This window comes from Nocardioides sp. Soil774, from assembly GCF_001428125.1.
In the GTDB taxonomy this organism is placed as follows: Bacteria; Actinomycetota; Actinomycetes; order Propionibacteriales; family Nocardioidaceae; genus Nocardioides.
Genome location: NZ_LMSM01000008.1, coordinates 479,146 through 492,163, shown reverse-complemented (window position 1 = coordinate 492,163; position 13,018 = coordinate 479,146). Strand labels below are relative to the sequence as shown.

The following is a 13,018-nucleotide window of genomic DNA, read 5'->3' as shown; positions in this document are numbered from 1 at the left end:
TCAGCCGCCGGCGGGCGGGAACCAGCGCGACATCTCCACGGCGGCGCCCTCGTCGTGGACGGTCGCGGTCACGTGGTCGGCTGCGGCCTTGACCTCGTCGACGGCCTGGCCCATCGCCACGCCGAGGCCGGCCCAGCGCAGCATCTCGATGTCGTTGCGGCCGTCACCGATGGCGAGCACGTCGTCGGGGGTGAGCCCGATCTTGTCGACCACGTGCTGCAGACCTGAGGCCTTCGAGACGCCGACCGGCGACAGGTCCATCCAGGCTGTCCAGCCGACGACGTAGTCGGTGCCGTGCAGCCCGAGCTTGCCGGCGAGCTCGAGGAAGTCGTCGGCGGTCGCCTCGGGGTCGCGGACGATCACACGGCTCACCGGCTCGCCGACGATGTCGTCGACGTGGGTGATGATCTGGGCGCCGGACAGCTCGCCGTCGGGGAAGACCCGGTTGACCCGGTATCCGCCGACCTCGCGCTCCTCGACGGCGACCAGCGCGTGCGGGTGGTGCTCCAGCACGGCGGCGACGGCGGGGGCGGCGTCGAAGGTCTCCTCGTGGACGACCTCCATCGGCGGGTAGCGGAAGACCACCGCGCCGTTGGACGCCACGACCCACAGCTGGTCGGCCTCCTCGCGCGGGATGTCGAGCAGGTCGGCGATGCGGGTCATGCCGTGGGGCGAGCGCCCACTCGCCAGCACGACGTGCGCGCCCGTGTCGAGCGCACGGTGCACGGCGTCGTAGACGTCGCGGGAGACGGTCTCGTAGTCCTCGGTCTGCCCGTCGACCCACTTGAGCAGGGTGCCGTCGATGTCGAGGGCGACGACGCGGGGCTGCCAGTCAGACAAGGGGCTTCAGCACTTCCAGGCCGCCGAGGTAGGGACGCAGCGCCTGCGGCACGGTGACCGAGCCGTCCTCGTTCTGGTGGGTCTCCAGGATCGCCACGATCGTGCGGGTGATGGCGGTGAGCGTGCCGTTGAGGGTGGCGACCGGGACGGTCTGGCCGTCCACGCGGGTGCGGATGTCGAGGCGACGCGACTGGAAGTCGGTGCAGTTGGACGTCGAGGTCAGCTCGCGGAACTTGCCCTGGGTGGGGATCCACACCTCGCAGTCGAACTTGCGCTGGGCGCTCAGGCCCAGGTCACCGGCCGCCACGTCGATGACGCGGTAGGCCACCTCGAGCCGGTCGAGGAACTCCTTCTCCCACGCCAGCAGCCGCTGGTGCTCGGCGTAGGACTCCTCGACGGTGGTGTAGACGAACATCTCCACCTTGTCGAACCAGTGGACCCGGATGATGCCCTTGGTGTCCTTGCCGTGCGAGCCGGCCTCCTTGCGGAAGCACGGGCTGAAGGCGGCGTAGCGGCGCGGCAGCGCGGCGGCGTCGAGGATCTCGTCGGAGTGGTAGGCCGCCATCGCGACCTCGCTGGTGCCGACGAGGTAGAGGTCCTCGCCCTCGATGCGGTAGACGTCGTCGGCGGCCTGGCCGAGGAAGCCGGTGCCCTCCATCGCGCGGGGCTTGACCAGCGACGGGGCGATCACCTGGGTGAAGCCGGCGTTGCGCGCCTGGTCCATGGCCATGTTGACCAGCGCAAGCTCGAGCTGGGCGCCGATGCCGGTGAGGAAGTAGAAGCGCGAGCCGCTGACCTTGGCGCCGCGCTCGAGGTCGATCGCGCCGAGCATCTTGCCGAGCTCGATGTGGTCGCGCGGCTCGAAGTCGAACTCGCGGGGCGTGCCGACGTGCTCGAGCACGACGAAGTCGTCCTCACCCCCGGCCGGTGCCTCGTCGGCGGCCGGGTTGGGGATCGCCCTGATGGCCTCGTCCCAGGCGGCCTCGGCCGCGTTGCGGGCGGCCTCGGCGGCCTTGACCCCGGCGGCGAGGTCCTTGACCGCGGCGAGCAGGGCCTGCTTCTCCTCGCCCTGCGCCTTGGCGACACGGGCGCCGCTGGCCTTCTGCTCGGCCCGCTTCGACTCGAAGTCGGCGATCGCCTGCCTGCGGGCGGTGTCGGCCTCCAGCGCGCGGTCCACGACGTCGGCGGACAGCCCGCGCTTGGCCTGGGCGGCGCGCACGCGGTCGGGGTCGTCACGGAGCAGGCGGGGGTCGATCACGGTGAAAGGCTAGCCGGATGGGCGTGGGGCCGACGATTCGGTTTGGGCATACTGCGCGGGTGACTCCCCCCTCTCGCCGCCGCAGCGTGGTGCTCGCGCTCCTCTTCGGTGTGCTCTACGCCGTGCTCGCCTACTCGGTCACCCAGGACCGGGCCCCGCTCGACGGCTTCGACGTCGAGGGACGGGCGCTGGAGGACTGGGCCGACAACTCGCGGCTCGCCCTCGACACGCTGCGACTCATCGAGGAGCTCTTCGGCACCCTCGGCATGACGATCCTGACCGTGCTGCTCGTGCTCGCGCTCGTCGTACGACGCCAGCGCTGGGCAGCGCTGCTCGCCGCGGTCGTGATGATCGCCACCTCCCTGGCGACGACGTTCTTCAAGACCTGGCTGGGCCGCGACCGGCCGGAGTGGCAGGGCACCGACTTCAGCCCGCTCAACTCGTTCAGCTTCCCCTCGGGCCACGCGTCGTCGGCCGCCGCGTTCGCGGCGGTCCTGGTGACGCTGATCGTGCTGTTCGTGCGCCGGGCGAGCCTGCGCCGTCTCGGCATCGCGCTGGCGGTGGTCTGGTGGCTGACGGTGTGCCTCGACCGGGTGCTGCTGGGGCGGCACTTCCCGACCGACGTGATCGCCGGCTCCCTGCTGGCGCTGACGGTCTACTTCCTGGCGTTGGCCCTCATCGACCCGCGCCCGCGGTCGACGGCCGCGAAGGCCGAGCCGCTGCCGGAGGTCTACACCTCCGAGCGCCGGCTCGCGGTGATCCTGAACCCGATCAAGGTCGAGGACGTGGGCCAGTTCCGCGCGATCGTGTCGGAGATGGCGAAGGCGTCCGGCTGGTCGGAGCCGACCTGGCAGTACACGACGATCGAGGACCCCGGCACCGGGATGGCCGAGAAGGCGGCCGTCTCGGGCGCCGACCTGGTCATCGTCTGCGGCGGCGACGGCACGGTGCGCGAGGTGTGCGCCGAGCTCGCCGGGACCGGCATCCCCGTCGGGATCGTCCCGGCCGGCACCGGCAACCTGCTGGCCCGCAACCTCGACGTCCCGCTCTACCTGCGCTCGGCGATCGACGTCGCCCTCAACGGCCAGGACCGCGCCATCGACCTGGTCAAGGTGGGCGGCGACGGCATCGAGGACACCCACTTCATGGTCATGGCCGGCATGGGCTTCGACGCCGCGATCATGGAGGGCGTCAACGAGGACATCAAGAAGAAGATCGGCTGGGTGGCCTACGTCGTCTCGGGGCTGAAGTCGCTGATGTTCCCCGCGATCAAGGTGGAGGTGCAGATCGACGACGAGGAGCCCTCGGTGCACCGGGCGCGCACCGTCGTGGTCGGCAACGTCGGCTTCCTGCAGGCCGGGATGCCGCTCCTGCCCGACGCGACGATCGACGACGGCATCCTCGACGTGGTGATCATCCACCCGCGCCAGTTCCTGTCGTGGATCACCGTGGCGATGCGCGTGCTGCGCAAGAGCACGATCGTCGACGAGACGCTCGACCGCCGCACCGGCTCGCGGGTGCGGGTCAGGGCGTCGACCGACACCCCGCGCCAGCTCGACGGCGACTCGATCGGCGAGGGCCGCGAGCTGTGGATGGAGTGCATCCACGGGCGGCTGCTGGTGCGCGTCCCGCGCTGACGTACCCCCCCCTTGTAACGCCGGGTTGGTGCTTGTAGGCACCCCCGTAGGACATGGGTAGAACAAGACCCAACCCGGCGTTACAGCACCCGGCCTCCGCTCAGGGGCGGGCGTGCTCGATCGCCTCGTCCTCCTCGGGCGAGAGCTGCTGCTCGCAGGTCCAGCCGGCCACCGACTTGGCGTAGGTCCGGGCCTCGCTGCGGCCGTGGATCGAGGTGAGCACCACGCCGTTGCCGGCGTCGTCGAGCACGGCCAGGCTCCAGCTCAGGTGCCCGCCGACGTCGCCGAACGCGTCGTAGCGCACCACCGAGAGGTGCCGCAGCGCGTCGGAGCTCTCGGCCTTGAGGGCAGCGACCTCCTGCCGCAGGCCGTGCACGTCCTCGGGCAGCGCGTCGACGCCCTCGCCGCCGGGGCGCGACGTCGTACGACGCAGGGCGAGGCCGGCGAGCACGCAGGCCAGCGCGGCGAGGAGGACGGCGAGCACGGCGAGCATGGGGTGACCCTATGTTCGCCCGGCGGTCACGGCCCGCCGGACACGACGGGAGGTGACACACTCGCCCGGTGAGCCGCCGCATCGCCTACCAGGGAGAGCCCGGGGCCAACTCCCACCTGGTCTGCCAGCAGGCCTACCCCGACTGGGAGCCGTGGGCGTGCGCGTCGTTCGAGGACGCCTTCGCGGCCGTGGAGAACGGCGACGCCGACCTGGCGATGATCCCGATCGACAACTCGATCGCGGGCCGCGTGGCCGACATCCACCACTTCCTGCCCACCTCGAGCCTGCACATCGTGGGCGAGCGCTTCCTGCGCATCCAGTTCTCCCTGATGGCGCTCCCCGGGGCCACCGTCGACTCGCTGCGCACCGTCCACAGCCACGTCCACGCGCTCGGCCAGTGCCGTGGCGTCATCCGCGAGCTCGGCCTCACGCCGGTCGTCGCCGGTGACACCGCCGGCGCCGCCCGCGAGGTCGCGGAGGCCGGCGACCTCACCCAGGCCGCGATCGCGCCGCCGCTGGCCGCCGGGATCTACGGCCTGCAGGTGCTGCGCGAGGAGATCGAGGACGAGGACCACAACACCACGCGCTTCGTGGTGCTCTCGCGCGACTTCGAGCAGGCGCCCGCGGGCGTCGGGCCGGTCGTGACGACGTTCATCTTCAACGTGCGCAACCTGCCCGCCGCGCTCTACAAGGCGCTCGGCGGCTTCGCGACCAACGGCGTCAACATGACCAAGCTCGAGAGCTACATGGTCGGCGGGCACTTCACCGCCACCCAGTTCCTCGCCGAGGTCGACGGCCACCCCGACGACCCGGGCGTGCGCAACGCGCTGGAGGAGCTGGCGTTCTTCACCACCGAGGTCAAGGTGCTGGGGGTCTACCCCGCCGACGCCTTCCGCGCGGAGTGACTGACACACTTCCCCGGTGATCGATCTCCTCGTCGTCGCCCTCTCCTTCGGCGCCATCTTCGTCGTCGAGCTGCCCGACAAGACCTTCATCGCCACGCTGGTGATGTCGACCAAGATGCGCCCGCTCTTCGTCTGGATCGGCGTGGGCCTGGCCTTCCTGGTGCAGACCGGGGTCGCGATCGGGATCGGCAAGGCCGCGTCGTTCCTGCCCGAGCAGGTCATCCACACCGTCGCCGCGCTGATGTTCGCGATCGGCGCGGTCATCCTCGTGCGCGAGGCCCGCTCGGCCGACGAGGACGAGGCCGAGCAGGAGGCGGAGTACGCCGCCAAGGCCGACGCCACCGCCCACGGCCTCAAGGTCGTGGTGACGTCGTTCCTGGTGCTCTTCGCCGCGGAGTGGGGCGACCTGTCGCAGCTGCTCACGATCTCGCTCGTCGCGAAGTACGACGACCCCGTCTCGGTCTTCATCGGCGCGTGGGGCGCGCTGCTGGCCGTCTCCGGCCTCGCCGTCATCGTCGGCCGCGTGCTGCTCCAGCACGTCAAGGAGTCGGTCCTGCACTACGTGGGTGCCACGGTCTGCGTCCTGATGGCAGTCTTGACCGTGTGGGAGATGACGCGCTGAGCCCTCGGCTCGTGATGGCGGTCCACGACCGCTACGTCGCGGTCAACGGCGACCACCCGATGGGCCCCGACGACGAGGCCTACGTGCGCGAGCACTTCGTGCCCGCCACCTCCGAGGCGCTGGAGCTGATGCTCGCAGACCACCTGCCGCTGCCGTCGTACGTCCTCGGCGACCAGACGCCCATGGTGCCGCCCGCGCACGGCGAGCTGGCCGAGGTGGCCGGCGGCGTCGAGCGGCTGCGGAGGTGGTTCGTCGCGTTCTGGCCCGACGACCCCGCGACCGGCGAGCAGGAGTGGGTGCACTACCTGTCCGGGCAGCACGTCTGCCTGCGCGAGGTCACCCCGGTGCGCATCCGGCAGCGGACCGAGCGCATCGCCGAGGCCGCCGCCGCGCTCGACCTGCTGCGCCGCGACCCGCACGACCCGACCGGGCGCGGGATGCTCGGCGAGGCGGTCGACGGCGTGCTCGGGGTGCCGGGCCTCGACACGCTGCTGCTGCCGATGACGGCGTACGACCGGCTGCGCTTCGGCGGCCCCACCGACCGTGAGCGGTGGGTCGACGGCCCGCGCGCGGAGTTCCTCACCCCGGTGCCGCCCGTGTGGCCGCTGCGCACCGAGCGGCTGCTGCTGCGCCCCCACGAGCCCGGAGACGCGGAGGCCTACGTCGAGGCGTGGGCGTCGGAGGAGTGGACCAGCCTGCTGCTCAGCCGCGCGATGAACCGCGCAGAGGTGCACGAGATGGTGCGTCGTCGCACGCAGCCCGGCGACGGGAGGTTCGTCGGCCTCGTCGTCGAGCACGACGGCGAGGTCGTCGGCGACTCGATGCTGCACCTGCAGGGCACGGGTCTCAGCGAGGGCGAGATCGGCTGGACGGTCCTGCCCCAGCACGCCGGGCGCGGGTTCGCGACCGAGGCAGCCCGCGAGGTGCTGCGCATGGCGTTCGAGCACTACGGCCTGCGCCGCGTCGTGGCCAACCTCGACGCCCGCAACGAGCGCTCCGCCGCCCTCTGCGAGCGCCTCGGCATGCGGCGCGAGGTCGACCGGGTGGCCGACTTCTGGTCGAAGGGCACGTGGACCAGCTCCTACGAGTACGCCATCCTCCGCGACGAGTGGCGGGCCGCGTCGGCCTGAGTCCACCGCACGTGCGGCGGAACTGGCCCTCGGAGCGCGCGACGGAGGGCCACGACCGCCGCACCTGCGGCGGGGGCTGTGGATGACCGGCGCAGGACGCCGGCCGACGGCGGCACGATCACGGGATGGACCTCGACCTGCACCAGCCGTTCCGGCGCCAGGCGGCGATCACCGCGGGCATCACGCCCAAACAGCTGCGCGGACCGGGCTTCCGCACGGTGCTGCCCGGCACGTACGTCGCAGCCGCCACGGTGGTGACCCCGCTCGTCCGGGCGCGAGCGGCCCTGCTGCCGTACGCCGGTGTGGCCTGGGCGAGCCACGCCACTGCGGCTCGCGTCTACGACCTGCCGATCCCGACCATCGGGTGGGAGCACGTGAGCGTCCCGAGGGCGGGCCAGCGCCGCCGGCACCAGGGGGTGAAGGTCCACGTCGGCGGTCGGGCGGGATCGCGCACCGGACGGCAGGTGACCACCCGGGTGGTCCAGGGCGTACGGGTGTCGGAGCCGTGGATGCTGTTCGTGGAGATGGCGTCACTCCTGAGCCTGGTCGACCTCGTCGTGCTGGGCGACGCGATGGTGCGACGGGGGCTGGTGAGCCAGGCGGCCCTGGTGCGGTGGTGCGCCGAGGTGTCGCACCCGGCTGCGCGAGCGGCCGCGCAGGCAGCGGCGTACGTCCGGGCGAAGGTGGACTCACCGATGGAGACGCGACTGCGGATGCTGGTGGTCCTCGCGGGGCTTCCCGAGCCGGTCGTCAACCTCGAGGTGCGCGACGCGGACGGCGAGGTGCTCCGCAAGTACGACCTCGCCTATCCGGCGGTCAAGGTGGCGGTCGAGTTCAACGGCAAGGTCCACGTGCTGACGCCCGAGGCCTGGGAGGCCGACCTCGAGCGACGCGACGCGAGCGACGACGACGGCTGGCGCCTGCTGCCGGTGATCAGCTCGGGGATCTTCGCCAAGCCCGCCGAGACGCTCGCCCGCGTCCACCGGGTCCTGCTCGCTCGCGGACTGCCCGGCACACCGCTCCGTCTGAGTGACGCCTGGCGTGCCCACTTCCCGGGTCACGCCAACGCCGCGTGAGCACGTGCGGCGGACATGGCCCCTCCCGATCGGCAACGCGGGGCCACGTCCGCCGCACGTGCGTGCCCGTGGCTGCACATCGGCGAGCACCCCGGCCGCTCGCCCGGCCGCACCGACCGGCACTAGAGTCCGGGCCATGGTCACCTCTCCCCACGGCGCCGACAGCGAGGTCGGCCGGCTGGCCACCGTCATGCTCCACCGCCCCGGCAACGAGCTCAAGCGGCTCACGCCCCGCAACAACGACCGGCTGCTCTTCGACGGCATCCCGTGGGTCAGCCGGGCGCAGGAGGAGCACGACGCCTTCGCCGAGACGCTGCGCAACCGCGGCGTCGAGGTGCTCTACCTCACCGAGCTGCTCACCGAGACCCTCGACAGCGAGCTCGCCCGCAACCACGCGATCACCAGCGCGCTGTCGGGGCTGCACCTCGGCGACACCATGCGGCGCTACCTCGCGCAGGCGCTGCGCGACCTCGCCCCGGCCGAGCTGACCGACGTGCTCACCGCCGGCATCCGCAACGACGAGGTCCGCGGCGGCCACGGGCTGGTCACCAGCCTGCTCGACCCCCACGACTTCCTCGTCGACCCGCTGCCCAACCTGCTCTTCACCCGCGACTCCAGCGTGTGGGTGCGCGACCGGGTCGCCGTCACCAGCCTCGCGATGCCCGCGCGCAAGCGCGAGACGCAGCTGACCGAGCTGATCTACACCGAGCACCCGCGCTTCGCCGGCACCCGCAAGATCCACGGCTGGCACAACGAGCACGTCGAGGGCGGCGACGTCCTGCTGCTGGCCCCCGGTGTCATCGCCGTCGGCGTCGGTGAGCGTACGACGCCCGCCGGCGTGGAGCGCCTCGCCCGCCAGGTCTTCCACGCCGACCTCGCCCACACCGTGCTGGCCGTGCCGATCGCGCAGGAGCGCGCGACGATGCACCTCGACACCGTGTGCACGATGGTCGACGTCGACAAGGTCGTGATGTATCCCAACGTCGCCGACACCCTGCGCGCGGTGACCGTCACCCTGGCCGACCCCGGCTCGGGCGAGTCCGACCTCACGCTCGACGTCAGCGAGTCCGAGCCGTTCCTCGTGGCCGCGGCCAAGGCGATGCAGATCGACACGCTGCACCAGATCGACACCGGCCTCGACCCGGTCACCGCGGAGCGCGAGCAGTGGGACGACGGCAACAACACGCTGGCGCTCGCGCCGCGCGTGGCCGTGGCCTACGAGCGCAACGACGAGACCAACGACCGGCTCGAGGACGCCGGCATCGAGGTCGTCCGCATCGCCGGGTCCGAGCTGGGCTCGGGCCGCGGCGGACCGCGCTGCATGAGCTGCCCGGTCTCGCGCGAGCCGTTGCGGGCCGACTGATCGTGCGACGACGGGCATCACGTTCGGCCCGGTGGCTCGTTGACCGGGCATGACTGACTCCATCCTGGATGCCCTGGACCCAGCCGACGTCGAGCGCGTCCTGGCCGGCGGCAGCGCGCTGCGGCTCCCCCAGGGCTGGTCGCCCATCGCGGAGAGCACCCCGGCCGACAAGGCCTACCTGATCACCGAGGGCGAGGTGTCGGTGCGCAAGGGAGGCGTCGAGATCGCCACCCTCGGACCCGGCGCGGTCGTCGGGGAGACCGCGATCGTCAACCGCACCCTGCGCTCGGCGACGGTGGTGGCACTGACCCCGCTCCGGGTCGTGCACTTCACCAGCGAGAAGATCGAGCAGCTCGCCGACGAGGTCCCGGCCTTCGGCGCCGCCCTCCGCGCCGCAGCGGCCGGGCGCGTCACGGGCGACTGATCGCGGTGGGCGCGCTCGACGCGTTCCTGCTCGGGCAGGAGCCCAGCCTCACCCGGGTCGAGGTGGCCGAGCGCGCCGGCGTCCCGCTCGACCTCGCGGTGATGCTGTGGCACCAGCTCGGCTTCCCGCACCACACCGACGACGACGTGGCCTTCGCGGAGAGCGACGTCGAGGCGCTGCGCACGACCGTCGACCTGGTCGAGATGGGCATCCTGCCGCCCGAGTCGCAGGCGGCGCTGGTGCGCACGTGGGGTCGCAGCTTCGCCCGGCTGGCCGAGTGGCAGACCACCCTGCTTGCCGGCGCCGCTGTCGAGGGCGCCGACCCGAGCCGCGCGCTGACCGACCTGGCCAGCGACGTCCTCCCGCGCGTCGAGGCGCTCCAGTCCTACGTCTGGCGACGACACCTGGCCAGCGCCTCGCAGCACCTGCTGGAGGACGCCGCGACGCTCAGCAGCACCGAGACCCACATGTCCGTCTGCTTCGTCGACATCGTGGGCTACACCACGCAGAGCCGGAGCCTCGACGGGGCGGAGCTCGTCGAGTGGGTCGACCGCTTCGAGCAGGACACCACCACGCTCGTCGTCGACCACGGCGGCCAGGTGATCAAGACCATCGGTGACGAGGTGCTCTTCACCGTCCCCGACCCTGCCAACGCGGTGGCGCTCGCCCTCGCGCTGACCGCCCGCGGGGACGACCCCGACGACCCCTTCCCGGCGGTGCGCGTCGGCATCGCCCACGGAGCCGTCGTACGCCGTCTCGGGGACGTGTTCGGCTCGACGGTCAACGCGGCCTCGCGCCTGACCTCGGCCGCCCGACCGGGCACCGTGCTGGTCGACGCCGGCGTCCACGAGGCGCTCACCGGCGCCGACGAGGCGGACCCGGACGCACCGGACGCCCCGGACGCCCCGGAGCAGGAGTGGCGGTGGCGCCGCGTGCGGCGGGTGCCGGCGAAGGGTTTCAAGCACCTCGAGGCGTGGCGGGTGCGGCGGAGCCGCGACTGATCGCGCGAGCCCGGAGCGGACGATGTCGGGTCGCGGGCATGCGATCGGCATGCGGGGGTACTGGCGGTGCAGGCTCGACAGGCAGCCATGACTGCCCCTGAGCCGAGGCCCGAGTGCTCATGATGGCGGGCACTCGGGCCGCCCCCCGGGTCGAGCACAGGGCTCACCCGGCGTGGATGTGCGGCCGACGGCGCCGCTGGGGCTCGGCACGGCGCACCACCTCGCGGGTGACGGGTGCCACCTCGCCCACCCCGAAGAAGAGGAACCGGAGCAGGTTGGGCAGGGGGTTGCCCTCGGTCCACTCGAAGTAGATGTGGGGGCGCACGCCCGTGCGGTCACGGATGTCGAGCAGCAGCGACGCCAGCGTGTTGGGGACCGACGACCCGGTGACGGTGAGCACGCGGTAGTGGTCGTGCAGCACCTCGCCCCGCACGTCGATGCGGCTCTCGAAGTCGGAGTAGTCGCCGATCGTGACCTCGACGAAGATGATGTCGCCCGCGTTGGGGAGCTCGTGGTCATCGGTGACCTGGCGCACCTTCTGCTCGTACTCGTCCAGGTCGCGCGCACCGGGCTCGTGGGCGACGAGCCGGATCGAGCGGCGCGCGCAGTCGCGCAGGAAGGCCTCCGCCGTGCCGTCGTAGGTGATCTCGGTGGTCCGCAGCTCCAGCGCCCGCGCCAGGCGCGAGAGCACGGACACCCCGATGATGGCGGCGATGAAGCAGGCGCCGATCTTCACGCCGTCCGGTCGTTCGCGCACGTTGTCCAGGGTCGTGTAGACGAGCACGAGCGTGATCGCGGCGAAGCCCCACGTACGCCGTCGCTGCCCGGCGCGCCGGGCGGCCAGCGTGACGGCGACCGCGGCCGACGTCATCAGCACCAGCACGCCGGTGGCGTAGGCGCCGCCCTGGGCGTCGACGTCGGCGTCGAAGACCCACGTGATCAGGAACGCGGTGGCGGTCAGCACGAGCACCAGCGGGCGCACGGCCCCGGCCCACTCCGGTGACATCCCGTAGCGCGGCAGGTAGCGCGGGATCAGGTTGAGCATCCCCGCCATCGCGGAGGCGCCGGCGAACCAGAGGATGAGGATCGTCGAGACGTCGTACGCCGTGCCGAAGGTGTTGCCGAGGTAGCGGTGGGCCAGGTAGGCCAGCGCCCGCCCGTTGGCAGCGCCGCCCTTCTCGAACTCCGCGGCCGGGATGAGCAGCGTCGTGACCAGGCTGGAGGCGATGAGGTAGCAGCTCATGATGCAGGCGGCGGTGGTGAGCATCTGCTGCGTGTGCCGGATCCTGCCCTCGGGGCGCGCCGGTTCGTCGGTCGGCTCCCCGCGGACGTGGCTCATCACGGCCACCCCGGTCTCGAAGCCCGACATGCCCAGGGCCAGCTTGGGGAAGAGGGTCAGCGAGATCGCGACCATCATCACCACGTCGCCGTGCTGGGTGGTCAGGGCGGAGGTCCAGTCGGTGACGACGCGGGCGTCCTGCGCGACGTGGGCGGCGGCCACCCCGATCACGACCGCGTTGAGCGCCAGGTAGACCACCACGAGGACGACGGCCACCCCGATCGCCTCGGTGAAGCCCTTGAGGAAGACCGCCCCGAGCAGGGCGATGAGGCCGAGGGTGATCCACAGCTCCTGCCCGACGAGGAAGGCGGGCACGTGCGGGTTCTCCACCACGTGCGCGCTGGCGTCCGCGGCCGACAGCGTGATGGTGATGATGAAGTCGGTGAGGGCGAAGCCCAGCAGTCCCAGCACGAACAGCTTGCCGCGCCAGAAGGGCAGGAGACGCTCGAGCATCGCGATCGAGCCCTGGCCGTGCGGGCTCTCGGCCGCGACCCGACGGTAGACCGGCAGCGCGCCGAACAGCGTGAGCAGCACCAGGATGATCGTCGCCAACGGGCTCAGCAGCCCGGCTGCCAGGAACGCGATGCCGGGCTGGTAGCCGAGGGTGGAGAAGTAGTCGACCCCCGTGAGGCACATGACCCTCCACCACGGCTGGGGGGCGTCCCCGGCCGCCGCGCTCGCGTGCGGTCCAGCATGGCGCTCCGTGGTCTCGGGGCGCTCGAACAACCACTCCCTGAAGCGTTCTGCCCGCGGCTCGGCCGGGATCACGTCTGTGCTCACGCCTTCGATCAAACCCCGCCGGGGGCCCGTACCGGGGCGGCCTAACGCAGCCATAACGGCCTCGGTCCGCTCGGCCGCCTGAGTGCTGCAAGCGATCGGCTCCAGCGCGTCAGGATCGCGTCAGGACTCCCCGGTGGGCCCTGCATGCGC

12 protein-coding genes are annotated in these 13,018 nt (G+C 72.0%); 8 read left to right on the top strand and 4 right to left on the bottom strand.

Annotation, left to right across the window (positions count from 1 at the left end; all coding sequences use genetic code 11):
* Both ASG76_RS13650 and serS read right to left on the bottom strand, forming a co-directional pair.
* Nucleotides 1-840 carry an HAD family hydrolase gene (locus ASG76_RS13650; RefSeq protein WP_056604186.1) on the bottom strand — a complete coding sequence of 280 codons (840 nt, stop codon included), beginning with the start codon at nucleotides 838-840 and terminating at the stop codon, nucleotides 1-3.
* Nucleotides 833-2,098 (bottom strand): serine--tRNA ligase, encoded by a 1,266-nt coding sequence (gene serS, locus ASG76_RS13645; protein ID WP_056604182.1) that lies wholly within the window; start codon nucleotides 2,096-2,098, stop codon nucleotides 833-835. The genes ASG76_RS13650 and serS overlap by 8 nt, the downstream gene beginning before the upstream one ends.
* Nucleotides 2,099-2,157: 59 nt before the next feature.
* Between serS and ASG76_RS13640 the strand changes: the two genes are divergently transcribed.
* Nucleotides 2,158-3,735 carry a YegS/Rv2252/BmrU family lipid kinase gene (locus tag ASG76_RS13640; protein ID WP_056604178.1) on the top strand — a complete coding sequence of 526 codons (1,578 nt, stop codon included), beginning with the start codon at nucleotides 2,158-2,160 and terminating at the stop codon, nucleotides 3,733-3,735.
* Between the two features lie 100 nt (nucleotides 3,736-3,835).
* Here the strand turns inward: ASG76_RS13640 and ASG76_RS13635 are convergent, their stop codons facing one another.
* On the bottom strand, nucleotides 3,836-4,228 hold the full coding sequence (locus ASG76_RS13635; protein WP_056604169.1) for a DUF4446 family protein: 393 nt from the start codon (nucleotides 4,226-4,228) through the stop codon (nucleotides 3,836-3,838).
* Nucleotides 4,229-4,296: 68 nt separating this feature from the next.
* On the opposite strand from ASG76_RS13635, the gene ASG76_RS13630 reads away from it, so the two are divergent.
* The 7 genes from ASG76_RS13630 (at nucleotide 4,297) to ASG76_RS13600 (ending at nucleotide 10,749) form a co-directional block, all read left to right on the top strand.
* Nucleotides 4,297-5,133 (top strand): prephenate dehydratase, encoded by an 837-nt coding sequence (locus ASG76_RS13630; protein WP_056604166.1) that lies wholly within the window; start codon nucleotides 4,297-4,299, stop codon nucleotides 5,131-5,133.
* Between the two features lie 16 nt (nucleotides 5,134-5,149).
* On the top strand, nucleotides 5,150-5,755 hold the full coding sequence (locus tag ASG76_RS13625) for a TMEM165/GDT1 family protein (protein ID WP_235529605.1): 606 nt from the start codon (nucleotides 5,150-5,152) through the stop codon (nucleotides 5,753-5,755).
* Nucleotides 5,737-6,885: a GNAT family N-acetyltransferase gene (locus ASG76_RS13620; protein ID WP_157559111.1), complete on the top strand. Its 1,149-nt coding sequence runs from the start codon at nucleotides 5,737-5,739 to the stop codon at nucleotides 6,883-6,885. Before ASG76_RS13625 ends, ASG76_RS13620 begins: the two co-directional genes overlap by 19 nt.
* Nucleotides 6,886-7,010: 125 nt before the next feature.
* Nucleotides 7,011-7,961, top strand: coding sequence for a hypothetical protein (locus tag ASG76_RS13615; protein WP_056604160.1), 951 nt, complete (start codon nucleotides 7,011-7,013; stop codon nucleotides 7,959-7,961).
* Between the two features lie 136 nt (nucleotides 7,962-8,097).
* Nucleotides 8,098-9,324: an arginine deiminase gene (locus ASG76_RS13610; RefSeq protein ID WP_056604157.1), complete on the top strand. Its 1,227-nt coding sequence runs from the start codon at nucleotides 8,098-8,100 to the stop codon at nucleotides 9,322-9,324.
* Between the two features lie 49 nt (nucleotides 9,325-9,373).
* Complete coding sequence (locus ASG76_RS13605; RefSeq protein ID WP_056604154.1) at nucleotides 9,374-9,748, top strand: cyclic nucleotide-binding domain-containing protein; 375 nt, start codon at nucleotides 9,374-9,376, stop codon at nucleotides 9,746-9,748.
* Between the two features lie 5 nt (nucleotides 9,749-9,753).
* Nucleotides 9,754-10,749: an adenylate/guanylate cyclase domain-containing protein gene (locus ASG76_RS13600; protein WP_235529602.1), complete on the top strand. Its 996-nt coding sequence runs from the start codon at nucleotides 9,754-9,756 to the stop codon at nucleotides 10,747-10,749.
* 163 nt (nucleotides 10,750-10,912) lie between these two features.
* On the opposite strand, the gene ASG76_RS13595 is transcribed toward ASG76_RS13600, so the two are convergent.
* A complete protein-coding gene (locus tag ASG76_RS13595) occupies nucleotides 10,913-12,868 on the bottom strand; it encodes a hypothetical protein (RefSeq protein WP_056604148.1) in 1,956 nt (651 codons plus the stop codon).
* Nucleotides 12,869-13,018 lie beyond the last annotated feature (150 nt).